The organism is Novosphingobium huizhouense, from assembly GCF_020179475.1.
In the GTDB taxonomy this organism is placed as follows: Bacteria; Pseudomonadota; Alphaproteobacteria; order Sphingomonadales; family Sphingomonadaceae; genus Novosphingobium; species Novosphingobium huizhouense.
Genome location: NZ_JAILXZ010000001.1, coordinates 628,935 through 650,126 on the forward strand (window position 1 = coordinate 628,935; position 21,192 = coordinate 650,126).

Annotated in this window: 20 protein-coding genes; 13 read left to right on the forward strand and 7 right to left on the reverse strand. The window is 68.5% G+C overall.

Annotated elements, in window-relative coordinates; genetic code table 11:
* Nucleotides 1-67: 67 nt before the first annotated feature.
* Nucleotides 68-1,267 carry an LL-diaminopimelate aminotransferase gene (locus K3A85_RS03050; protein WP_225205022.1) on the reverse strand — a complete coding sequence of 400 codons (1,200 nt, stop codon included), beginning with the start codon at nt 1,265-1,267 and terminating at the stop codon, nt 68-70.
* 157 nt (nt 1,268-1,424) lie between these two features.
* Here K3A85_RS03050 and K3A85_RS03055 point away from each other — a divergent pair, with 157 nt between their 5' ends.
* From K3A85_RS03055 to clpS, 3 genes are all read left to right on the forward strand, one after another.
* Complete coding sequence (locus K3A85_RS03055; protein ID WP_225205023.1) at nt 1,425-3,302, forward strand: PHA/PHB synthase family protein; 1,878 nt, start codon at nt 1,425-1,427, stop codon at nt 3,300-3,302.
* Nucleotides 3,303-3,410: 108 nt separating this feature from the next.
* The gene (locus K3A85_RS03060; RefSeq protein ID WP_225205024.1) at nt 3,411-4,328 is read left to right on the forward strand and encodes a phasin family protein; all 918 of its coding nucleotides are present in this window, start codon (nt 3,411-3,413) and stop codon (nt 4,326-4,328) included.
* 176 nt (nt 4,329-4,504) lie between these two features.
* The gene (clpS, locus tag K3A85_RS03065) at nt 4,505-4,894 is read left to right on the forward strand and encodes an ATP-dependent Clp protease adapter ClpS (protein WP_225205025.1); all 390 of its coding nucleotides are present in this window, start codon (nt 4,505-4,507) and stop codon (nt 4,892-4,894) included.
* Between the two features lie 18 nt (nt 4,895-4,912).
* Here the strand turns inward: clpS and K3A85_RS03070 are convergent, their stop codons facing one another.
* Nucleotides 4,913-5,371 carry a hypothetical protein gene (locus tag K3A85_RS03070; RefSeq protein WP_225205026.1) on the reverse strand — a complete coding sequence of 153 codons (459 nt, stop codon included), beginning with the start codon at nt 5,369-5,371 and terminating at the stop codon, nt 4,913-4,915.
* A gap of 249 nt (nt 5,372-5,620) precedes the next feature.
* Between K3A85_RS03070 and lptF the strand changes: the two genes are divergently transcribed.
* Together lptF and lptG are read left to right on the forward strand one after the other, a co-directional pair.
* Complete coding sequence (gene lptF, locus K3A85_RS03075) at nt 5,621-6,859, forward strand: LPS export ABC transporter permease LptF (RefSeq protein WP_225205027.1); 1,239 nt, start codon at nt 5,621-5,623, stop codon at nt 6,857-6,859.
* On the forward strand, nt 6,849-7,949 hold the full coding sequence (gene lptG, locus K3A85_RS03080) for an LPS export ABC transporter permease LptG (RefSeq protein WP_225205028.1): 1,101 nt from the start codon (nt 6,849-6,851) through the stop codon (nt 7,947-7,949). Before lptF ends, lptG begins: the two co-directional genes overlap by 11 nt.
* 4 nt (nt 7,950-7,953) lie before the next feature.
* On the opposite strand, the gene K3A85_RS03085 is transcribed toward lptG, so the two are convergent.
* A complete protein-coding gene (locus K3A85_RS03085) occupies nt 7,954-9,048 on the reverse strand; it encodes a fatty acid desaturase family protein (protein ID WP_225205029.1) in 1,095 nt (364 codons plus the stop codon).
* A 146-nt stretch (nt 9,049-9,194) separates the two neighbouring features.
* On the opposite strand from K3A85_RS03085, the gene K3A85_RS03090 reads away from it, so the two are divergent.
* The gene (locus K3A85_RS03090) at nt 9,195-10,358 is read left to right on the forward strand and encodes an N-acetyltransferase (RefSeq protein ID WP_225205030.1); all 1,164 of its coding nucleotides are present in this window, start codon (nt 9,195-9,197) and stop codon (nt 10,356-10,358) included.
* An 89-nt stretch (nt 10,359-10,447) separates the two neighbouring features.
* The gene (locus K3A85_RS03095) at nt 10,448-10,882 is read left to right on the forward strand and encodes a response regulator (protein ID WP_225205031.1); all 435 of its coding nucleotides are present in this window, start codon (nt 10,448-10,450) and stop codon (nt 10,880-10,882) included.
* Nucleotides 10,883-11,148: 266 nt separating this feature from the next.
* Here the strand turns inward: K3A85_RS03095 and K3A85_RS03100 are convergent, their stop codons facing one another.
* The gene (locus K3A85_RS03100; RefSeq protein WP_225205032.1) at nt 11,149-11,970 is read right to left on the reverse strand and encodes a Crp/Fnr family transcriptional regulator; all 822 of its coding nucleotides are present in this window, start codon (nt 11,968-11,970) and stop codon (nt 11,149-11,151) included.
* 144 nt (nt 11,971-12,114) lie between these two features.
* Between K3A85_RS03100 and K3A85_RS03105 the strand changes: the two genes are divergently transcribed.
* The gene (locus tag K3A85_RS03105; RefSeq protein ID WP_225205033.1) at nt 12,115-12,546 is read left to right on the forward strand and encodes a response regulator; all 432 of its coding nucleotides are present in this window, start codon (nt 12,115-12,117) and stop codon (nt 12,544-12,546) included.
* A 107-nt stretch (nt 12,547-12,653) separates the two neighbouring features.
* Entirely contained in the window at nt 12,654-13,454 is an 801-nt protein-coding gene (locus K3A85_RS03110) for a response regulator (RefSeq protein ID WP_225205034.1), read from the forward strand.
* Between the two features lie 86 nt (nt 13,455-13,540).
* Here K3A85_RS03110 and K3A85_RS03115 read toward each other — a convergent pair whose 3' ends face one another.
* Nucleotides 13,541-15,211 carry a CHASE domain-containing protein gene (locus K3A85_RS03115; protein ID WP_225205035.1) on the reverse strand — a complete coding sequence of 557 codons (1,671 nt, stop codon included), beginning with the start codon at nt 15,209-15,211 and terminating at the stop codon, nt 13,541-13,543.
* A 92-nt stretch (nt 15,212-15,303) separates the two neighbouring features.
* Between K3A85_RS03115 and K3A85_RS03120 the strand changes: the two genes are divergently transcribed.
* The 3 genes from K3A85_RS03120 (at nt 15,304) to K3A85_RS03130 (ending at nt 17,583) form a co-directional block, all read left to right on the forward strand.
* Nucleotides 15,304-15,654 carry a NepR family anti-sigma factor gene (locus K3A85_RS03120; protein ID WP_225205036.1) on the forward strand — a complete coding sequence of 117 codons (351 nt, stop codon included), beginning with the start codon at nt 15,304-15,306 and terminating at the stop codon, nt 15,652-15,654.
* Complete coding sequence (locus tag K3A85_RS03125; protein WP_225205037.1) at nt 15,647-16,303, forward strand: sigma-70 family RNA polymerase sigma factor; 657 nt, start codon at nt 15,647-15,649, stop codon at nt 16,301-16,303. Before K3A85_RS03120 ends, K3A85_RS03125 begins: the two co-directional genes overlap by 8 nt.
* A 119-nt stretch (nt 16,304-16,422) precedes the next feature.
* The gene (locus tag K3A85_RS03130) at nt 16,423-17,583 is read left to right on the forward strand and encodes an AI-2E family transporter (RefSeq protein WP_225205038.1); all 1,161 of its coding nucleotides are present in this window, start codon (nt 16,423-16,425) and stop codon (nt 17,581-17,583) included.
* Between the two features lie 25 nt (nt 17,584-17,608).
* On the opposite strand, the gene K3A85_RS03135 is transcribed toward K3A85_RS03130, so the two are convergent.
* Entirely contained in the window at nt 17,609-18,223 is a 615-nt protein-coding gene (locus K3A85_RS03135) for a superoxide dismutase (protein ID WP_225205040.1), read from the reverse strand.
* 159 nt (nt 18,224-18,382) lie between these two features.
* Nucleotides 18,383-19,714, reverse strand: coding sequence for a dicarboxylate/amino acid:cation symporter (locus K3A85_RS03140; RefSeq protein ID WP_225205041.1), 1,332 nt, complete (start codon nt 19,712-19,714; stop codon nt 18,383-18,385).
* A 120-nt stretch (nt 19,715-19,834) separates the two neighbouring features.
* Between K3A85_RS03140 and glmM the strand changes: the two genes are divergently transcribed.
* A complete protein-coding gene (gene glmM, locus K3A85_RS03145) occupies nt 19,835-21,175 on the forward strand; it encodes a phosphoglucosamine mutase (protein WP_225205042.1) in 1,341 nt (446 codons plus the stop codon).
* Nucleotides 21,176-21,192 lie beyond the last annotated feature (17 nt).

Below are 21,192 nucleotides of genomic sequence, written 5' to 3' on the forward strand. Positions count from 1 at the left end.
CGACGCTTGCGTAAAGCAGGCAAGGTGGCCGGTCCGCAAAGCCAATGGCCTGCGGACCGATCCGGGCTCAGGCCGCCGAGGCGTTGACGCCCATGCTCTGCAGGTAGCGCTTGATGTTGCGCGCGGCCTGGCGCAGGCGCTGCTCGTTCTCGACCATGGCGATGCGCACGAAGCCCTCGCCGTCCTCGCCGTAGCCGACGCCCGGCGCGACCGCGACTTCGGCGTGGGTGAGGAGTTGCTTGGAGAACTCGAGGCTGCCGAGGTGGCGCAGCGCCGGGGGCAGCGGCGCCCAGGCGAACATCGAGGCCGGCGGGCTCGGGATCTCCCAGCCGGCGCGGCCGAAGGCCTCGACCATCACGTCGCGGCGCTTCTGGTAAAGCTCGCGGTTCTTGTCGACGATGTCCTGCGGGCCGTTGAGCGCGGCGCAGGCGGCCGCCTGGATCGGAGTGAAGGCGCCGTAGTCGAGGTAGGACTTCACCCGCTTGAGCGCGGCGATCAGCTTGCGGTTGCCGACCGCGAAGCCGACGCGCCAGCCGGCCATCGAGAAGGTCTTGGACATCGAGGTGAATTCGACCGCGACGTCCTTGGCGCCGGGCACTTCCAGGATCGAGCGGGTCGGCTTGCCGTCGAAGTAGAGCTCGGAATAGGCGAGGTCGGACAGCACCCAGACCTTGTTCTCGCGCGCCCAGGCGACCAGCCGCTCGTAGAAGGCGAGGTCGACGGTCTCGGCGGTGGGGTTCGAGGGGTAGTTGACGATCAGCACCGAGGGGCGCGGCACCGAATACTTCATCGCGCGGTCGAGCGAGTCCCAATAGCGATCGTCGGGCGTGGTCGGCACCGAACGGATCGTGGCGCCGGCGATGATGAAGCCGAAGGTGTGGATCGGGTAGCTGGGATTGGGCGCAAGCACGACGTCGCCCGGCGCGGTGATCGCGGTGGCGAGGCTGGCGAGGCCCTCCTTTGAGCCCATCGTCATCACCACTTCGGTTTCGGGATCGAGCTCCACGTTGAAGCGGCGGCCGTAGTAGCTGGCCTGCGCGCGGCGGATGCCGGGGATGCCCGACGAGGCCGAATAGCCGTGCGCGCTGGGCTTCTGCGCAACCTCGCACAGCTTGTCGATGATGTGCTGGGGCGGCGGAAGGTCCGGGTTGCCCATGCCGAGGTCGATGATATCCCGACCGGCGGCGCGTGCTGCGGCCCGCATGCCGTTGACTTCGGCGATGACGTAAGGCGGCAGGCGCTTCATGCGGTAGAATTCTTCGTCCACGACAGTGTACTCGTTTGGCGCGGCGGGATTGCCGCAAGCACGCCTTACGGCAATCGCCGGGCCAAGGAAACCTTGAGGGTAACAAGCGCGGCGAAGGCGTGTATGGTTCGCCGGACCAGGGCCGTGTCCGGCCGGCGACGTAACGGAAACAGCGACGATGACAGCGAACCCCGCCTCGCCCGCTCCAGGTTTCGACAGCGCCGTGGTCGAGGACCTTTTGCGCCAGCAGGGCGAGGCAATGCGCGCGCTGTTCGCCCCGCTGATGCCGACCGCGCAGAGCGAGGTCCCCGAGCCTGCGGACCTGCAGCGCTGGGCGATGTCGGCGGCCAAGCTGCAGAAGATGTGGCTCGACTTCGGGACCGAGCAGGCCGGCACGATCGAGCGGACGATCGCGCGACTCGGCGACAGCGAGCGCGTGACCGGGCTGTTCGACCAGTGGTTTGCCGCGGTGCCGCTGGCGGCGGCCGAGGTCCAGGCGAAGCTGTGGGACGACAGCATGGCGCTGTGGACCAAGGTGCTTTCGCAATATGCCGGCGGCAAGCCCAAGGAGGGCGCCGAGCTGCCGCGCAAGGACAAGCGCTTTGCCGATCCGCGCTGGCGCGAGCAGCCGGTCTTCGCGCTGCTCCACCAGACCTACCTGCTGCTCGCCGAGAAGATCAACGCGCTCGCCGCCGAGGCCGAGGGCCTGCCGGACGAGCGCAAGGCGCAGCTGCGATTCCTCACCCGGGTAGTGACCGACGCGCTGAGCCCGGCCAATTTCCCGCTGACCAACCCGGTGGTGATCGAGCGCACGCTCGAGACGAAGGGCGAGAACCTGGTCAAGGGGGTCGAGCACCTGCTCGCCGACGTGCGCAAGGGGCAGCTCACCCACACCGACCCCAACGCCTTCGAGCTCGGCCGCAACATCGCCGCCACGCCCGGCAAGGTCGTCCACGAGACGCCGCTGTTCCAGCTGATCCAGTACGCGCCGGCGACCGAGACGGTGCTCGAGACGCCGCTCGTCATCTTCCCGCCGTGGATCAACCGGTTCTACATCCTCGACCTCAACCCCGGCAACAGCTTCATCCGCTGGGCGGTGGAGCAGGGGCTCAGCGTGTTCGTGGTGTCGTGGAAGTCGGCCGACGCGAGCCTGGCCGACACCGTGTGGGACGACTACATCCGCGCGCAGATCGAGGCGGTCGACGTGGTCCGCGCCCGGCTCGAGGTGCCGAGCGTGCATACGATCGGCTATTGCGTCGCCGGGACCACGCTCGCGGCCACGCTCGCGATCCTCGCCCGGCGCGGAGAGGCCGAGCGCATCGCCTCGGCCACCTTCTTCACCGCGCAAGTCGATTTCGAGAAGGCCGGCGACCTCAAGACCTTCATCGACGAAGGCCAGCTCAAGCTGCTCGAAAGCCTCGCCACCGACGGCGTGCTCGACGGGCGCTACATGGCCGCGACCTTCAACATGCTGCGCGGGCCCGACCTGATCTGGAACTACGTGGTCAACAACTACCTGCTGGGGCAGGACTATCCGGCGTTCGACCTGCTCTACTGGAACGGCGACACGACCAACCTGCCGTTCAAGTGGCAGAAGGCCTATCTCGAGGATCTCTATCGCGACAACAAGCTGGTCGTGCCCGATGCGCTCGCCGCCGACGGCACGCCGATCGACCTGCGGCGCATTGCCACGCCCTGCTACATCCAGGCCGGGCGCGAGGACCACATCGCCCCGGCGGAAAGCGTGTGGAAGCTGACCCGCCACCTTGCCGGCCCGTGGAAGTTCGTGCTCGCCGGTTCGGGCCACATCGCGGGCGTCGTCAATCCGCCGGCCAGCGGAAAGTACCAGTACTGGCTGAACCCGGGCGATCCCGGGACGCTGGCCGAATTCGTCGCCGGCGCCAGCGAAACGCGCGGCAGCTGGTGGCCCGACTGGATCGCGTGGATCGTCGGCCAGGGCGAGCGTCGCATTGCGGCAACTGCTAAGCGCCACCCCGGAAACGCGGGCGACACGGTGCTGGAGGACGCCCCGGGGCGCTACGTGAAGAGCCGCTAATCGACTGAAACGGAAGTATTTCCGCCAGTCGCGTCCGAAATGGGCGCAAACCATTGTGCAATGCACAAACCGGACTTGACTTTGCCGCCCCCGCACCTATTTTGTGCAGTGCAGCAAAGACCGGATCGCTTCCTGTCGGCGCTGTCGATGCTGGAGGTGCAGGCGATGGCCGACGAGACCCCGGAAGACGCGACCCCGATCGTCAAGCAGGCCGCAGCGCCGCGCGACAAGGGGCGGGCGCCTGCTCCGATCGATCTCGACGCGCTGCCGCCGGTGCCTTCGATCAAGGACCCGAAGGCGGCGAGCAAGACGAGCCGCCGCCGCGTGCCGGCAAGGAAACCCGCCATGCCGACCGCCGCTGCGGACCCTCTCGCAGCGGTCGCGGCCGCGGCGGAGACCGAAGCGGCAGATCCGGTCGTGACGGCTGCGGCTGAACCGGCTGCGGCTGAATCGGCTTCAATCGAGACGGCCGCAACGCCGGAGGTCGCCCCTGTCGCAGCCGCCCGCGTGGTTCCGCCGGCGCCCGTCGCCCGGCCTGCATCGCAAAGCGTCAAGCCTGCCGCCGCTTCGCAGAAGACGGAGTCGCCGGCGCCCAGGAAGGAACAGACCAAGATGACCACCGCCACCGAATTCACCGACAAGTTCCAGTCCTCGTTCAAGGACGCCAGCGAGAAGGCCAAGGCCGCGTTCGGCGACATGGGCGCGTTCGCCAAGGGCAACGTCGAAGCCATGCTCGAATCGAGCAAGATCTTCGCCGCCGGCCTGCAGGAAATGGGCAAGGGCTACGTCGCGGAAAGCAAGACCGCGATGGAGAGCCTGACCGCCGAGTTCAAGGAACTGACCACGGTCAAGTCGCCGACCGAGTTCTTCGAGAAGCAGTCGGCGCTGCTGCGCAAGCAGTTCGACGCCGCGGTCGCCACCAGCTCGAAGAACAGCGAGGCCATGCTCAAGCTGGCCAACGAAGCGTTCCAGCCGATTTCGACCCGCGTCAGCCTCGCGGTCGAGAAGATGAAGCAGGCGGCCTGACACCAGATCGAGCAGCGCGTCCGTATCGGCGTACGCGCGCTGCTACCGGCCTGTGGACGACGGACCGGGAGGAAACGACCTCCCGGTCCGTTTGTCGTTCCGCAAGGACTTTGCTTCAGGTCGGCGCAGCCCCCCTTGTACCGGGCGGCGTGCGATGCGATATTTGCGACCGTACCATGTCAGAACTCGAACCGAACCTTCTCGCCGTGCTGTCGACGGCTGGCGCCACCCGCGCGAGCGAGGACGATTCGCCGGGCGGCCCGGGCGGCGGCGACCTGGTCGGCATCGCCACCAAGACCCGCGCCAAGCCGAAGAAGCCCAGCATGTTCAAGGTGCTGATGCTCAACGACGACTACACCCCGATGGAATTCGTGGTGATGGTGCTCAAGCGCTTCTTCCACATGGACCTCGAACAGGCCACGCGGGTGATGCTCCACGTCCACCAGAAGGGCGTCGGCGTCTGCGGGATCTTCCCCTACGAGATCGCCGAGACGAAGGTGAACCAGGTGATGGACTTCGCGCGCCAGAACCAGCACCCGCTGCAGTGCACGCTCGAAAAAGCCTGAACACCCACCTTCCAGATATCAGGCCCGGTAGCGATGCTCGACCATCTCGCGCGCGGTTGCGCGCAGCAGCGCGGCGACGATCGCCAGGCTGAGCGCCGCAGCGCCGCGCGAATAGGCGCCGACCCCGCCCGGAAGCACGACCTGGGCGAGATGCGTCCCGTCGCCGAGCCGCGCGAAGGTGTAGGTGCCGTCGGCCGGAAGCAGCGCCAGCGCGGCGCTTTCGTAGGCGCCCGAATCGGCGAGCAGCCCGATCCACATGACCTCGGGCGCGGTCCTGGCAGCGGTGCCGCCGGAGCCTTCCGCCGCGTCTTCGCGGAACAGGTGGAGGACCTGGGCAAGGCCCCAGCCCTGCCGCTCGAAGGGCAGGGCCTCGCACTTGTCGGCAAGCAGGTCGAGATCGACCGGCTGCGCGGCGAGCCGGGCGCGAAGAAGGTTGCGCCAGCTGCGCTGGCTCTTGATGCGGGCATCGATGGACACAGGTTTCCCCTGCATGAGTGCGACCTCGGGAACCGGATTGCGCGCGGCGTGTTTTCGGCTCGCGCGCAGGCCCCCATGGGCCTACGCCCTATACTAACGTTCTGTGCAGTCAATAACTATAGTTAAATTTTAACCCGGGGATGCCGCGCGGCTCTGGTTTTTGCGCCTTCCGCCGAACGCACGGACAAGCTAGTCCACCCGCTTCCACCGGCGCGGTGCCGCGCGAAAACGAGAGCCTACGAAGCGCCCGTGACGTTCCTCACTGCCACCGACAAGTACATCGCCCGGCTGGTGATCGTGCCGATGCTGGCGGTGTTCGTCATCGCCGCCTCGCTGCTCGTGCTCGACAAGATGCTCAAGCTGTTCGACTTCGTCGCAACGCAGGGCGGGCCGGTCACGGTGGTGTTCAAGATGCTGGCGAACCTGCTGCCCGAATACGCCAGCCTCGCCATCCCGCTCGGCCTGATGCTGGGCATCCTGTTCGCCTTCCGCAAGCTCGCGACCTCGTCCGAGCTTGACGTGATGCGCGCGGTGGGCCTGTCGTATACGCGGCTGCTGCGGGTGCCCTACCTGTTCGCGCTGGCGCTCGCCGCGCTCAACCTGCTGATCGTGAGCTATCTTCAGCCGCTGTCGCGCTATTACTACGAGCAACTGAACTACGAGCTGCGTTCGGGCGCGCTCGGCGCCTCGATCAAGGTCGGCGAGTTCAACGCGCTTCAGGACCGCACCGCGCTGCGCGTCGAATCGAGCCGCGACGAGGGCCGCGACCTGCAGGGCATCTTCGCCCGGATTTCGACCGACGAGGGCCAGGTGCTGGTGATCTCGGCGCGCGAGGGGCAGTTCTTCGCCAACCGCGAGAACCCCGATACGGTGATCCTGCGCCTGACCGACGGGCAGATCGTGCAGGACGGCCCCGGCGTTCCCAGCCCGCGCGTGCTGACCTTCGCCAGCCACGACCTGCCGATCGACCTGCCCAAGATCGAGCAGTTCCGCCAGCGCGGCGACAAGGAGCGCGAATATTTCCTGCCCGAGCTGCTGCGGATGGGCTGGTCGTCGGAATCGAGCGCGCTGGCCCGTGCGCAGAGCCGGGCGAGCTTCAACTATCGCATCACCGAGGTGGTGATGATGTTCCTGCTGCCGCTGCTGGCGGTGGCGCTGGCGATCCCACCCAAGCGTTCGAGCTCGGCGCTGGGGGTGTTCCTTTCGATCGTGATGGTCGTCGCCTACCACAAGGTCAACCAGTACGGGCAGGACGTGTCGAGCCTGGGCAAGATCGACCCGACGCTGGCGCTGTGGGGCCCGTTCGCGCTGTTTGCCGCGCTGATCGTGTGGATGTACTGGCGCATTGCCTATGTCCCCGGCGGGCAGCCGATCGGCGCGCTCGAAACCGGCTTCGCCAAGATCGCCAAGCGGCTGGGCAAGCTCTTCGCACCGCGCCACGGCCGGCCGCAGGAGCAGGCCGAAGCGGGAGAGACCGGTGCAGCTTGAGTTCTTCCCCTCGCGCACGGTGACGCTCTACATCGCGCGGATGTTCGCGACGCGGATCGTCGCGGTGCTGCTGATGCTGGTGCTGGTGCTGCAGATGCTCGACCTGCTGAGCGAAAGCGGCGACATCCTTGCCGCGCCGGGCAACGGTCAGGCCCAGCTGCTGACCTATGTCAGCCTGCGCATGCCGCAGCTGATCAGCCGCTTCCTGCCCTATTCGGTGCTGCTTTCCACGATCATCACGCTGATGACGCTCAACCAGAACAGCGAAGTGGTGGCGATGAAGGCGGCGGGGCTGTCGGCGCACCAGATCCTCGCCCCGCTGTTCCTCGTCGCCGCGGGCGTCTCGCTCGTCACCTTCGGCTTCAACGAACGCGTGGTGACCCGCGCCAACGCCACGCTCAAGGCATGGCAGGCGGTCAAGTACGGCCCGATCCCGCGCGACGGCGACGTCAAGTCCAACGTCTGGCTGCAGGACGGCGCGAACATCCTCTTCGCCAAGACGGTCGAGGGCCGGGGCGATGCGACGCGGATGGTCGAGGTGAGCTGGTACCGGCGCGATCCCACCGGCATGGTGACCGAGATCGTCCGCGCCCCGCGCGCGAGCTATGCCCGGCCCGGCTGGCGCTTCGCCGATCCGGTGTCGTTCGACGTGCAGAGCGCGCGGCGCACCCGGCTGGCGCAGGACCGCGTGCTCGCCCGCCTCGTCGAGCCTTCGCAGATCATCCTGCGCAAGACCGACGCCGACGCGGAATCGGTGTTCGCGCTGACCGATTCGATCGCGGCGATCCGCGACGCGGGCTATCGCACCAGCGAGCTCGAGGGGAAGTGGTGGCACAAGCTCTCGGGCCCGCTCTCGGCGCTGCTGATGCCGCTGCTCGGCGCCGTCGCGGCCTTCGGGCTGGCGCGGTCCGGCCAGCTGTTCGTGCGCGCGGTGATCGGGATGGCGCTGGGCTTTGCCTACTTCGTCGTCGACAATGCGGCCCTGGCGATGGGCAACTTCGGGGGCTACCCGCCGATGCTCGCGGCCTGGGCGCCGTTCCTGCTGTTCCTGCTGATCGGCGAGACGGTGCTGGTCCGCACCGAGGAATGACCGCTCAGCCGCGCCGCCCCATCGAGCTGCGCGCAAGCCGGGCGATCATCGGCAGAAGACCGGGATAGTTGGCTCCGTCGTAGGTCGTTCCGGCGCCGAATTCGGCGCGCAGCCGGCGGTGGCATTCGCCCAGCGCATGATAGGGCATCGACGGCAGCAGGTGGTGCAGCGCGTGATAGCGCAGGCCGACCGGCGCCCAGACCGCGGTGAGCACCGCCGGCGGCGGCACGTTCACCGAATCGAGGTACTGCCCGGTGACCGACATCACCTCGCCCTCGTTCTCCCACAAGTGCGCGACGAGCGTGCGGATCTGGTTGAGCAGCGCGGTCGCCGACAGCACCGCGACGGCGATCGCCAGCGGGCGCCAGCCATGCGTGGCCGACCAGCCGAGCACGAACCAGGCCCAGGCGCTCGCGCCCAGCTCCTGCCAGAACACCATCCGCGCGAAATCGCCCTCGGGCTTGCGGCGGCGGTACTGCGGATTGATCGACAGCGACGAGGCGCGCTCCCACACCAGCGTGCGCAGCGGCGGGACCAGCGCGCCGAGCGGGACGAGGATCGCCGAGCGGATCAGCAGGCCGATCGGCAGCAGCAGCGCGGTCAGCGCGAAGACCGGCAAGGTCCACGGCTTCATCAGCGCGAGCGGCAGGTATTCGGGATCCTCGACCGTGCCATAGCGCGTGCGCGCGTGGTGCAGCGTGTGGACGCCTTCGTACATGAACGAGGGAATCAGCACCGGGATGCCGACCAGCAGGTTCCAGCCGAAGCGGAAGCCGGGCAGCGCGTCGCGGTGGATATGGGTCAGCTCGTGGATGAACAGCAGCGCGCGGTAGAGCGCCACCGCCGACAGCGCGCCGAGCAGCACCGCGACCAGCGGCTGCGTGGCGACGATCGCGCCGTAGAGCGCGAGGTAGCCGATCGCGGCCGAGGCGAGCATGTCGGGCCAGTAGATCTCGGGCCGCGCGCGGGCGATGTCGCGCGTGAGGTCGACCGCTGCGCGCAGCATGGCCTTGTCCTCGGGCATGCCGGCAAGGTTGCGCTTCGACGCCGTGGGCGCCGGCGCGGTTGCAACGAGGTCGAGGGAATCGGTGGCAATCATCGTTCTGCTTCCAGTCTGACCCGGTGCGCGAAGCGTCCGGCCCATGCGGCACGCCGGACGAAAGTGGGGGTGCGGCTTGACAAGGCAGCGCACCCGGTCGCACTTCGCCGTCGACCCGCCCCCTAAAATCAAACAAAGGCAAGATCGTGGCACAGGCCGAAGTAGTGATCACCCCCGTGGCCGGCAAGGCCGACCGGCAGGCCTTCGTGGACCTCGCCTACCGGCTGGGCGCCGGCGATCCCGCCTGGGTGCCGCCGCTGCGGATGGAGGCGCTCGAACTGGTCACGCCGGGCAAGAACCCGTTCTTCGACCACGCCGACGTCGAGCTGTTCCTGGCGCGCCGCGGCGGGACGGTCGTCGGCCGCATTTCGGCGCACATCGACCATCTCGCCACCGCGATGGACCCGGCGCAGGGAATGGGCCCGGGCACCGGCAACTGGGGCCTGCTCGAAGCCGAGGACGAAGCCGTCGCACAGGCGCTGATCGCGCGCGCCGAAGCCTGGCTGCGCGACAAGGGCATGACCCGCGTGCTGGCGCCGCTGTCGATGTCGATCTGGGAGGAGCCGGGCCAGCTGACCAAGGGCTTCGACCAGTCGCCGACGGTGATGATGGGCCACCAGCCCAAGCGCTACGACGACTACATCAAGGCCGCAGGCTATGCGCCGGCCAAGACGCTCAAGACCTACGAGCTCGACATCACGCGCGAGTTCCCGCCGCTGATCCAGCGGATCATCGCCTCGGGCGAGAAGAACGCCAAGATCCGCATCCGCAACGTCGACCGCAGCAGGTTCGACGAGGAAGCGGCGCTGATCCTCGACATCCTCAACGATGCCTGGTCGGACAACTGGGGCTTCGTGCCCTTCACCGACCGCGAGATCGCCTACGCCGGCAAGAAGTTCAAGCCGATCGTGCGCGAGGACCTGATCATGGTCGCCGAGTACGAGGGCGAGCCGGTGGCGTTCATGATGACGCTGCCCGATCTCAACGAGGCGCTCAAGCCGATGGGCGGCAAGCTGTTACCGTTCAACTGGGCCAAGCTGCTGCTGTGGCTGCGCAATCCCCGCCCCCGCACGATGCGCGTGCCGCTGATGGGCGTGCGCAAGAAGCTCCAGGCCTCGCGGCTCGCCAGCCAGCTCGCCTTCATGATGATCGAATACATTCGCCGCAATTCGGTGACGCGCTACGGCTCGACCCGCGGCGAGATCGGCTGGATCCTCGAGGACAACCAGGGGATGGTGGCGATCGCCGACGCGATCGACAGCCACGTCAACAAGGAATACGAAATCTACGGAAAGTCGCTGGCGGACTGAACGGCCGCCCGGGAACGCGCCCGGCCCGCCCGCCGTTCGCTGTCGAGGCGAGCAGCGGTATCGCCGCACAGGGCAAGGGATCAAGGACGATGGCGAGCAGGCGGGCAGCGGGCGACGGTCGGATTTCGCTCGGCCGCGCGCTTATCGTCGAGGACGACGCGCTGGTCGCGCTCGACCTTGCCGAAGCGCTGCGCGATGCGGGCGCCGACCAGGTCGTGGTCTGCGGCTCGATCACCGCGGCACTGGCCGAGCTTGAAAAGATCTGCCCCGACGTGCTCGTGCTCGACGTCCGGCTGGCCGATCGCGACGACGGCTGGTCGCTCGCCGAGCTGGCGATCCAGCTCAACCCCGCGCCGCCGCTGATCGTGTTCTCGACCGGCACGCCCGACAGCATCCCCGCCGATACCGCGGCGCTCGGCCACGTGCTCGCCAAGCCCTTTCCGCCGGCCGCGCTGGTCCGGCTGGTCAGCGAGAACCGCGCGCCATCCGGCCTGCTTGCGCGCCTGCGCGGTAATCCCCGCTAAGCCAGGCCCCGCTAAGCCAGGCCCCGCTAAGCCAGGCCCCGCCAAGCCAAGCCGCGCCGAGTGGGCGCGCGGGCGGCGTTAAGCGCCGGCGAAGCATCTGCGGTACAAAAAAAGGCCTCCGCTGGCTGATGCCGGCGGAGGCCTTTCGGGATCGTATCACCAGCCGCTTGGACGGGAGGGGGGGTCTCGGCGGTGACATGCCCTTAACGGGGGTCGAAAAGTTTGGTTCCGCGTGTCGTTCGATTTTGGAGATTTTTTGCAGCCGGTCAGATGTAGGGCCGCGGAATGTAGGGATCGCCGTCCATCTGCGCGAACGAACGGGCCGCCTCGATGTCGGGCACCGCGATCGTCGAGAGGGTCCAGTCGACCAGCCCCTTGCGCCGCAGGGACTGGAGCGACCGGTTGGTGTGGACCAGCGAAAGGCCGAGCATGTCGGCGATCTGGCTCTGCGTGACGGTCAGGCGAAGCACGCCCTCGCGGACCACGCCGGTCGCCACGCCGCGCTGGACGAGGAACACCGCGAGATAGGCCAGCCGCTCCTGCGCGTTGCGCTGGCCCAGCGAGACCAGGTGATCCTCGAGCGCGGCCTCCTCGCGCGCGGCCATCCAGGTGAGGTCGAACGACAGCTTGGGGTGGCTCACCGCGAGATCGAAGAAGCGGTCGCGCGGGAACGCGCAGAGCCGCGCCTCGGTCATCGCCTCGACGCTGTGGGTCAGCTCGGCGTCGAATGCCGCCTGCAGGCCGACGAGATCGCCCGGGAACAGGAAGTTGACGATCTGGCGGCGCCCGTCCTCGAGCAGGCGATAGCGGATCAGCACGCCCTCGAGCAGGGTATAGAGCCGCGTCGCGCGCCCGCCCTGGCGCAGTACCTGCTCGCCGCGAGCGAAGCGAACCTCGCTCGACTTGAAGCTCTCGATCCACGCCCGCTGGCCCTCGTCGGGCGGCGCCAGCCCGCGCCGGCCGACGAGCGGGCATTGCCGGCAGGGAACACGGTCGCCCGATCCCGGCTGCTGCGGCGCTGCCCCATCGGGAAGCACGGCCGCCTGCGCGAAGGGCCGGGTGGTCTTGGCATTGTCGGAATCGGCCATCGTCTCATCCTGTGGACCGGGCGCAAGGTGCCTGCTGGAACGGGGCGGGCTTGTCGCCGCCGGGCGCCGCGCGCCATGTCAAATGACACGGACCGTTCGCCGGTTCCCCGGTACGCCCCCGTCGCGTTACGCAGGGAGATATCGATGCCGAGGTCGCAAGCGGGCGAGCACAAGGGCCCGCCCCGGGGCCTCCAGCAGGTCCTCGTCGTCGAGGAGAGCCTGCTCGTCGCGATGGAGATCGAGGAGGAGCTGACCGCGCGCGGCTTTGCCGTGCAGCTGGCCGGCAGCCTCGGGGCCGCCGACGAGCGGATCCGCAACGGACTGTTCGCCGCTGCCCTGCTCGATTGCCATCTTCCTGACGGCCATGCGCTGGACATCGCGCTGCGCCTGTCGGAACGAGGGTGCCCGGTGGCGATCGTCAGCGGCGCCGCGGTCGATGCCCTGCCCGCCGGCTTCGAGCTGTTCCCGCGCTTCCAGAAGCCCGTCCCGGCGCGCAGTCTGGCGCAGTGGGTGATCGACGTGGTGCAGCCGGGCCCCGCCCCGGCTCCTTCCGCCGCCCCGTTCCCCCAGCCGTGACGCCCGCGCCTTTCGGAGCCCTGTTCCTGGCCCGTGACGCTGGTTCGGGAACCTTTTTGCGGATAAGGGCGTTGCGGCCAGCATCGAGTATCCGGGAAGGGGTATCAATGTCACTGGGTGCCAAAGTCGCCGCCAATCTGCCGTATCTTCGTCGTTACGCCCGCGCCCTGACCGGCAGCCAGGCGACCGGCGATGCCTTCGTTCGCGCCACGCTCGAGGCGGCGCTCGCCGACGATGCGCTGCGCTCGCAGATCGGCGAAGGCCGCGTGGCGCTGTACCGCGCCTTCAACGCGGTGTGGTCGAGCGCGTTCGTCGACACCAATGACTATTCGGGCTCCGATGGCGCCGGGCTGCACGAAGCGGCGGCGCAGGAGCGCCTCTCGCACATCACGCCGCTCAATCGCCAGGCGCTGCTGCTGACCACGCTCGAGGACTTCTCGATCGATGAAGCCGCGACGATCATGGGCCGCAGCGAGGACGAGGTCGAAGACCTGGTCCAGGAAGCGATCGAGGAGATCGACCGCGAAAGCGCGACCTCGGTGCTGATCATCGAGGACGAGCCGCTGATCTCGATGCAGCTCGAGGACCTGGTGCGCTCGCTCGGCCACGACGTCTGCGGCATGGCCGCGACGCGGACCCAGGCGCGCGACATCGTGGCCCAGGAAACGCCGGGCCTGGTGCTGGCCGACATCCAGCTCGCCGACGGCAGTTCGGGGCTCGACGCGGTCGACGACATCCTGAAGATCGGCGACGTGCCGGTGATCTTCATCACCGCCTATCCCGAGCGCCTGCTGACCGGCGATCGCCCGGAGCCGACCTACCTGATCACCAAGCCGTTCCAGGAATCGACCGTTCGCGCGGCGATCAGCCAGGCGCTGTTCTTCGGTTCGAGCCGCCCGCTCGCCTGAGCTGCACCGCCATGCAAACCGAAAAGGCCGCAGCCCGCTCGCCGGGTTGCGGCCTTTCTCGTTGACGGGGCCGTTTCCCTCCCGGCTCAGGGGCGGCGGCCCTCGCGGATCGCGAAGTCGCCGCGGCGGCGCACCGGGATCACCAGCGAGCAGCGCACGCCTTCGCGCTCGAACAGCAGCTCGACCGGGTTGCGCAGTTCGTGGGCGACGATCTTCTCGATCAGGTCGGTGCCGAAGCCGCGCTTGCGCCGCGCCGCGGTATCGAGCGGCGGGCCGCCGCGCTCGCGCCAGTCGATCCGCGCGCGATCCTCGCCGAGCAGCTCCCAGCGCACGTCGACCCGTCCCTCGGGGGTGCTGAGCGCCCCGTACTTGGCCGCATTGGTGGCGAGTTCGTGGATGGCGAGGCCGAGCGAGAGCGCATCGTTGGGGGCGAGTTCGACGTCGGGCCCCGCCATCGCGACATGCGCCTCGACGCCCTGCGCATAGGGCGCAAGCTCGGCCTCGAGCACCATGCGCACCGGCGTGGTCCCCCACTCCGACTGAGTGAGCAGGTCGTGCGTCGCCGACAGCGCGCGGATGCGCCCTTCGAGGTTCGTCGCGAAATCGTCGAGATTGCTGGCCCGCCGGCGGGTCAGCGCGATGATCGAGAGCACGTTGGCGAGCGTGTTCTTGACGCGGTGGTTCAGCTCGCGGGTCAGCGAATTGCGGATCGAGGACTGCTGCTCGAACCAGGCGAGCGCGATCCGGTCCTCGACCGCCTGCTGCGTCAGCAACCGGGCCAGGACGAGCAGCAGCGTTGCCACGAGCAGGCCGAACAGCAGCGTCATCACCGACATCATGCTGAGCAGGTTGGACGCCGGCGCCTCGACGTCGATCACCCAGCGCCGGCCGGCGAGATCGAGCGTGCGCTGCACGGTCCGCCCCGAACGCTCGGCCAGCTTGAGCTCGGCGATGAGGTTGGCGGGCGCGACCGCCTGGTCGTAGATGCGGATGCCGACCGGCCCGATGCGGTCGGTGTTGATGGCGGACTGGAGGAACTCCTGCCCGTTGAACGGGCTGTAGACGAACCCGCGCAGGGTGCGCTGCGATCCCTGCCCCATGCTGTAGACCGGCATGTAGATGAGAAAGCCCGGCTCGCCCGAGCGCAGGCCCTCCTGGCGCAGCACGACCCGGCCCGATGCGGTCGGGCGGTTGTCGCGCGCGGCCTGGTCCATCGCCCGGCGGCGGATGGGCTCGGAATACATGTCGAACCCGAGCGCGCGCAGGTTCCGCGAGGTGTCGGGTTCGAGATACATGATCGGGACGAGCACGCGCTGCGCCGGATCGGGGCGGGGGTGGATCGCGAACCGCGGGCTCCCCCGCCGGCGCATCACCTCCTCGACCACCGGCACGTCGCCGGGCGCGACCTTCATCGCCCAGCCGATCCCGTCCGACCCGACATAGTTGCCATCGAGCTGGAGCTGCTGAATGAAGGTGCGGAACAGGGGCGCCTCGACCATCTGCTGAGTCGCGAACAGCGCCGCGCCCGAGCGCAGGTAGGCGACATTGGCGTTCGCGCGCCGTTCGATGCCCGACCCCACCGCCTGCGCGGTCTGGGTCAGCTGGGCGATCTCGCGCTGGGTCTCGGCATGCTCGATCGCGAACACGCTGAGCACGGTGACCGCCATGGTCAGGCCGAAGATCCCGATCGGCAGGGCCCGGGGAAACCGTTCGTACCAACGCGGCGTCCAGTTTTTCTGGGAGAGCAATTTCTCCACGGCGCCGTCTGACCCTCCTGCCGCGACAGGCAAGGCCCGGCGCACCCGATGTATCGCGTATCGCTATGACACGGCGACAAATTCCACGCCAGATGCTGGCGCGGAAGCATTTTCGGGGAACAACCGGAGGGATTTTTCGTTCCTCGCTCCATACCGCACTGAACGGATGGCTTGGACAGTCGATGTCGGTTTATCGTGTGAACGCCGCGCCGAGCGCGGCGATTTGTTTTTGTAACGACCTGGGGGACGCTTTGACGGATCAGAAGCCGAAAGAGACGAAGCCGATGAAGACGACTGGGGGCCAGCGGCGCAGCGGCGCCAAGGCAAATGCGCCGGAATGGGCGACGGGCCTCAGACGACTTTACGATTCCGTCGTGGAGGAGCCCCTGCCCGACAGCTTCGCGCGCCTGCTCGACCAGCTGGATGACGATGCCAATGGCTGAAGCCCCGACCGGAAACGGGCGCGACCGCGCCGAACCGACCAGTGACACGGCTCCCGCCCAGCGACCGGAGCGCCCCCGCAACGCAGGACCCGAATTCAAGCGCGAACTGACCGCCGTCATTCCTCACCTGCGCGCCTTTGCGCGGGGCCTGTGCGGCCGTCCCGACCTTGCCGACGACCTTGTGCAGGAGACCCTGCTCAAGGCCTGGGCCGCGCAGGACCGGTTCGAGCCGGGCACCTCGATGCGCGCCTGGACTTTCGTGATCCTGCGCAACGCCTACCTCACCGACATGCGGCGCAACCGCTTCCGGGCGGAATACGACGAGACCGTGGCCGAGCGAATCCTCGTCGCGCCGGCCGGACAGGAAGGCCCGCTCCACCTGTCGGACATGCACCGCGCGCTGCTGACGCTTCCGCCCGAGCGGCGCGAGGCCTTGCTGCTCGTCGGCGCCGGCGGCTTCAGCTACGAGGAAGCGGCGCAGATCTGCCAATGCGCGGTGGGCACGATCAAGAGCAGGGTCGGACGCGCCCGCGCCGCGCTGGCGCAGATGATCGAGGACGGGCAGCTCCCGCGCCGCAGCACCGCCGATGCGGTCGCCCACGACGCGATCATGGGCGAGCTCGACAGCACGGTCCAGGCCGGGTCTTGAACCACCCGGCCGGGGTCGCCGCCGCAGGCCCCGAATTCCGCCACGCGCAGGCCTTGCGTCGCACCGCCCTGCACGTGCAAGGTGGCGCGACGCAGCCTTCGTGAAAGCAACGCACCTTCGTGGATTCGGCCGACAATCCCGCTCCTTCCGGCACCGCGCCGGTCGACGCCTCTCCCCTCGAGCGAACCCGCCTGCTCTCCGCGATCCTGCTCGTGCTGGGATTGGGGCTGTTCCTCGCGCTGCCGTTCGTGCTGTCGATCGGCTCGGTGGTGTTCCTGCCCCCGGTCACCGCGATCATCTTCACGATCATCCTGTCGCCGCTCGCCGATCGCCTGGTCCGGGTAGGCCTGCCCAACATGCTCGCCTCGTTCCTGGCGCTGCTGGCGATGATCGCGGTGATCATCATGGCGCTGACGCTGATCCTGCAGCCCGCCTTCGTGATGGTCGACCAGGTGCCGGCGATGGCGCGGCAGGTGGTGCAACGCTTCGCCGAGCTGCGCGGCGAATTCGCGTGGATCAACGACATCAACCGCCAGCTCGCCCGCCTGTCGGGAAGGACGGCGCGCGAGGTGGTGCTGGCGAGTCCCTCGGTCATCGAACAGGTCGCCTTCGCCACGCCGAGCGTCGTGCTCGAGACGCTGCTGACGCTGCTGATGACGTTCTTCATGGTCGAATCGCGCATCCGGATGAAGCGGCGGCTGCTGCTCGACCGGCAGCACTTCGGCGCATCGGTGCGCATCGCCCGCGTGATGCGCGCGGTGCAGGACCGCGTCGCGAGCTACATCCTGACCGTCGCGCAGGTCAATTTCGCGGTCGGCTGCATCGTCGCCGCCGGCGCGTGGAGCTGGGGCCTGGCCGCGCCGATCATGTGGGGCGGCCTTGCCTTCGTGCTCAATTTCCTGCCCTACCTCGGGCCGCTGGTGATGATGGGCCTGCTCGCGCTGGTCGGGCTCGGCACGGCCAGCTCGATCGCGCTGGGGCTGGTGCCGATGCTGCTCTATTTGGCGCTGCACGCGATCGAGGCGAACCTGGTGACGCCGGCGATCCTGGGCGCGCGCTTTACCCTCAACCCGGTCTCGATCCTGATCGCGATCAGTTACTTCTCGTGGATCTGGGGCGTGCTCGGCGCGCTGCTGTCGGTGCCGATCCTGCTGACGCTGTCGGCGCTGGTCGAGCATCTCGGCCGGCCCAACATGGTCGGCTTCCTGTTCGGCGAGGCGCTGTTCGAGCCACCTTCGCTCGTCCCTGCAAGCGAAGCCGAACCCGGCCCCGGCGGCTGAACCACCGGAGCCGGGCAGGCCATGTTCAGGCGGGGTAGGTCCAGCGCGAACCGCGCGCCAGGTTCTCGGCGGCGAACGCCCAGTTGAGCCGCGTCTCGATCACCTGCTTGAGGTAGTCGGGGCGCAGGTTCTTGTAGTCGACGTAGTAGGCGTGCTCCCACAGGTCGATCACCAGCAGCGGGTTGCCCGACAGGTCGCTGTAGGTCGCGGCATCGTGGGTCTGTTCGACCGCCAGCTTGCCGTCCTTCTCGACCAGCCAGACCCAGCCCGAGGCGAAGTGCGCGGCCCCTTGCGCGGCGAGTTCGGCCTTGAGCGCATCGAGCGAACCGAACGAGCCGTCGATCGCAGCGGCGAGATCGCCTTCGGGCGCGGCGGCTTGCGGGCTCAGGCTGTGCCAGTAGAAACCGTGGTTCCAGGTCTGTGCCGAGTTGTTGAACAGGCCCTTGTCGCCCTTGGCCTGCGCGGCGGCGACGATGTCCTCGAGGCTCTTGTCCGCAAGATCGGTGCCCTCGATCGCGGCGTTGGTCTTGTCGACGTAGGCCTTGTGGTGCTTGCCGTGGTGGGTCTGCAGGGTCGTTGCAGAGACCGCCGGCTCGAGCGCGGTGTCGGCATAGGGCAGCGGCAGAAGGGAAATGGCCATGTCAGCTCCGTGTCATCGGTGATTGCGTCGCAGACCAACGCCCGTGGCGGGCGTCGGTTGCGGCCAGCGACTAGGCGCCGCGCCGCAAGCGTCCAGCGAGAAATTTGAATAGGGCGCGAAGGAATTTGCGATTATTGCAGGGCAGCGCGGCTGGTCGCGTCAGCGGCTCGCTTCGTCCCTTATGCCCGCAGACGCAATGTCACCGGGAGCCATTGCCGCCGGCGCCAGGCCGCGATCAACCGCGGCGGTGACCGCCACGTCCATCGTCACGTTGCCGAGCGTGCGCATCAGGTCGGGCAGCACCTCGACCGCGACGAGCAGCGCCAGCGGCCCGACGGGCACGCCCATCGCGATGGCGATCGGACCGACCGATGCGACGTAGCTGATCGTCCCGGGCAGGCTCACCGAACTCAAGGAGACGAGGATCGCCATCAGCCAGCCCGAAACGATCATGGCGGGGTTCAGCGGCACCCCGTACCATCGGGCGACATAGACCACCACGGCAAGGTTCATCGCCGGGCTGGTTGCGCGAAATAGCGCGACGGCGAGCGGCATGACGAATTCGGAGGTGGATTCGCGCACGTCCAGCTTGCGGCAGGCGCCGAGCATCGCAGGCAGCGAAGCGAGCGAGGATTGGGTCGATAGCGCGAAGACCTGCACCGGCACCATCGCCCGGGCGAAGGCGGGAAGCGGCTTGCGCGCGACGATCGCGGCGAGCGCGTAGCCCGCCAGCCAGACCACCGATCCGGTCAGCACCACCACCAGCACGTAGTGCGCCAGCGCCCCGATCGCGGCCGCGCCGGTCTTTGCCGAGACCGTCAGGCTGAGCGCGAGCACGCCGAGCGGCGCGACCGCCAAGACCCAGCCGATCACCACCAGCATGGCGGCGGCGATCGCGGCGAAGAACGTCGCGATCAGGTCGCGCTGGCGTTCCTCAAGCCGGGTGCTGGCAATGGCGAAGACCGACATGAACAGGATCATCGGCAGCATGCGGTCGTTGGCGGCGGCGTCGATCACGTTGGTCGGCACGATCGACTTGAGGTAGTCGGCCATGCCCGGCACCGGCCCCGACGGCGCGCCGCCGAGGCTGCCGCGCAGCGCCTCGCCCGCAGCGCCCGGTATCGGCAGCAGGTCGAGGATCAGCGGCGTCACCGCCAGCGACATGGCCGCGCTGAACGCGAGGACCAGCAGGAAGAAGCCGAGGCTGCGCCGCGCGAGCGCGCCGGCGCTGGCGGTGGCGACGGTCTGGACCACGCCGGTGAACAACAGCGCCGCGACCAGCGGCACGATCGTCGCCTGCAGCGCCCGCAGCCAGAGGTCGCCGATCGGCTCGGACACCGCGAGCACGAAGGGCAGCGACGCCGGCGCGGCGAAGGCGAGGCCGAGCCCGCCAAGCAGGCCGAGCGCGAGGGCGGCGAACGTCCACAGCGCCGAGACCTGTGGTATCGGCGGCAACGAGATGGACGACTTTTCAGGGTGCGGTAAGCTCATCTTGAGATGACTTTAGCTACGCGGCGCGACATAGCAACGCCGCGCGCCATCAAGGGCGGCGGCAAACGGGCAACGCCGCGCGCCATCAAGGGGCGGCGGCAGGACGGGACTACGATTGCGATGGGACGCAAGTTCTTCGGCACCGACGGCATTCGCGGGCGCACCAACGACGGCGTGATGACCGCTGCCACGGCGATGAAGGTCGGCCAGGCCGCCGGCACCTATTTCCTGCGCGGCGCGCACCGCCACCGCGTGGTGATCGGCAAGGACACGCGGCTTTCGGGCTACATGCTCGAGAACGCGATGACCGCCGGCTTCACCAGCGTCGGCATGGACGTGGTGCTGCTGGGGCCGATGCCCACGCCCGCGGTCGCGCTGCTCACGCGCGAGATGCGCGCCGATGTCGGCGTGATGATCTCGGCGAGCCACAATCCGTTCGAAGACAACGGCATCAAGCTGTTCGGCCCCGACGGCTTCAAGCTTTCCGACGAGGACGAGACCGCGATCGAGGCGATGCTCGAGCAGGATCTCCCGCTCGCGGCGAGCGAGGACGTCGGCCGCGCCCGCCGCATCGAGGACGCGCGCGGGCGCTACATCCATGCGGTCAAGGGCAGCCTGCCGCACAACGTGCGCCTCGACGGCCTGCGCATCGTGGTCGATTGCGCCAATGGCGCGGCCTATCATGTCGCACCCTCGGCGCTGTGGGAGCTGGGGGCCGAAGTCATCGCCATCGGCGTCGAGCCCAACGGCAGGAACATCAACGCCGGCGTCGGTTCGACCCACCTCGACGCGATCAAGGCCAAGGTGCGCGAGGTGCGCGCCGACATCGGCATTGCGCTCGATGGCGATGCCGACCGGCTGATCGTCGTCGACGAGAAGGGCCAGACCGTCGACGGCGACCAGATCATGGCGCTGATCGGCACCCGCCTTGCCGAAGCGGGCGCGCTGCGCGGGGGCGGCGTCGTCGCGACGGTGATGTCGAACCTCGGGCTCGAGCGCTACCTGAAGGCGAGGGGGCTCGACCTCGTGCGCACGGCAGTGGGCGACCGCTACGTGCTCGAAAAGATGCGCGACGGCGGCTACAACGTCGGCGGCGAACAGTCCGGCCACATGATCCTGACCGACCACGGCACCACCGGCGACGGCACCGTCGCGGCGCTGCAGGTGCTCGCCGCGCTGGTCGCCAGCGGCAAGCCCGCCAGCAAGACGCTGCACCTGTTCGACACGGTGCCCCAGTTGCTCAAGAACGTGCGCTTCGCCGGCGGCAAGCCGCTCGACGACGAGGACGTGCAACGCGTCATCGCCGAAGCCGAAGCGCAGCTCGCCGGGCGAGGGCGGCTGGTCATCCGCCCTTCGGGCACCGAACCGGTCATCCGCGTGATGGCCGAGGGCGACGATGCCGGCGAAGTCGAGGCGGTGGTCGACCGCATCTGCGCCGCGGTGCGCAAGGCGGCCGGCTGACGACACGCGAAAGGGGA

Excerpts from the sequence above, each read along its gene's own strand:
- K3A85_RS03055 (WP_225205023.1), top strand. The coding sequence starts at position 1,425 with ATGACAGCGAACCCCGCCTCGCCCGCTCCAGGTTTCGACAGCGCCGTG.
- clpS (WP_225205025.1), top strand. The coding sequence starts at position 4,505 with ATGTCAGAACTCGAACCGAACCTTCTCGCCGTGCTGTCGACGGCTGGC.
- K3A85_RS03085 (WP_225205029.1), bottom strand. The coding sequence starts at position 9,048 with ATGATTGCCACCGATTCCCTCGACCTCGTTGCAACCGCGCCGGCGCCC.
- K3A85_RS03095 (WP_225205031.1), top strand. The coding sequence starts at position 10,448 with ATGGCGAGCAGGCGGGCAGCGGGCGACGGTCGGATTTCGCTCGGCCGC.
- K3A85_RS03100 (WP_225205032.1), bottom strand. The coding sequence starts at position 11,970 with ATGGCCGATTCCGACAATGCCAAGACCACCCGGCCCTTCGCGCAGGCG.
- K3A85_RS03105 (WP_225205033.1), top strand. The coding sequence starts at position 12,115 with ATGCCGAGGTCGCAAGCGGGCGAGCACAAGGGCCCGCCCCGGGGCCTC.
- K3A85_RS03110 (WP_225205034.1), top strand. The coding sequence starts at position 12,654 with ATGTCACTGGGTGCCAAAGTCGCCGCCAATCTGCCGTATCTTCGTCGT.
- K3A85_RS03120 (WP_225205036.1), top strand. The coding sequence starts at position 15,304 with ATGCTGGCGCGGAAGCATTTTCGGGGAACAACCGGAGGGATTTTTCGT.
- K3A85_RS03125 (WP_225205037.1), top strand. The coding sequence starts at position 15,647 with ATGGCTGAAGCCCCGACCGGAAACGGGCGCGACCGCGCCGAACCGACC.
- K3A85_RS03135 (WP_225205040.1), bottom strand. The coding sequence starts at position 18,223 with ATGGCCATTTCCCTTCTGCCGCTGCCCTATGCCGACACCGCGCTCGAG.
- K3A85_RS03140 (WP_225205041.1), bottom strand. The coding sequence starts at position 19,714 with ATGAGCTTACCGCACCCTGAAAAGTCGTCCATCTCGTTGCCGCCGATA.
- glmM (WP_225205042.1), top strand. The coding sequence starts at position 19,835 with ATGGGACGCAAGTTCTTCGGCACCGACGGCATTCGCGGGCGCACCAAC.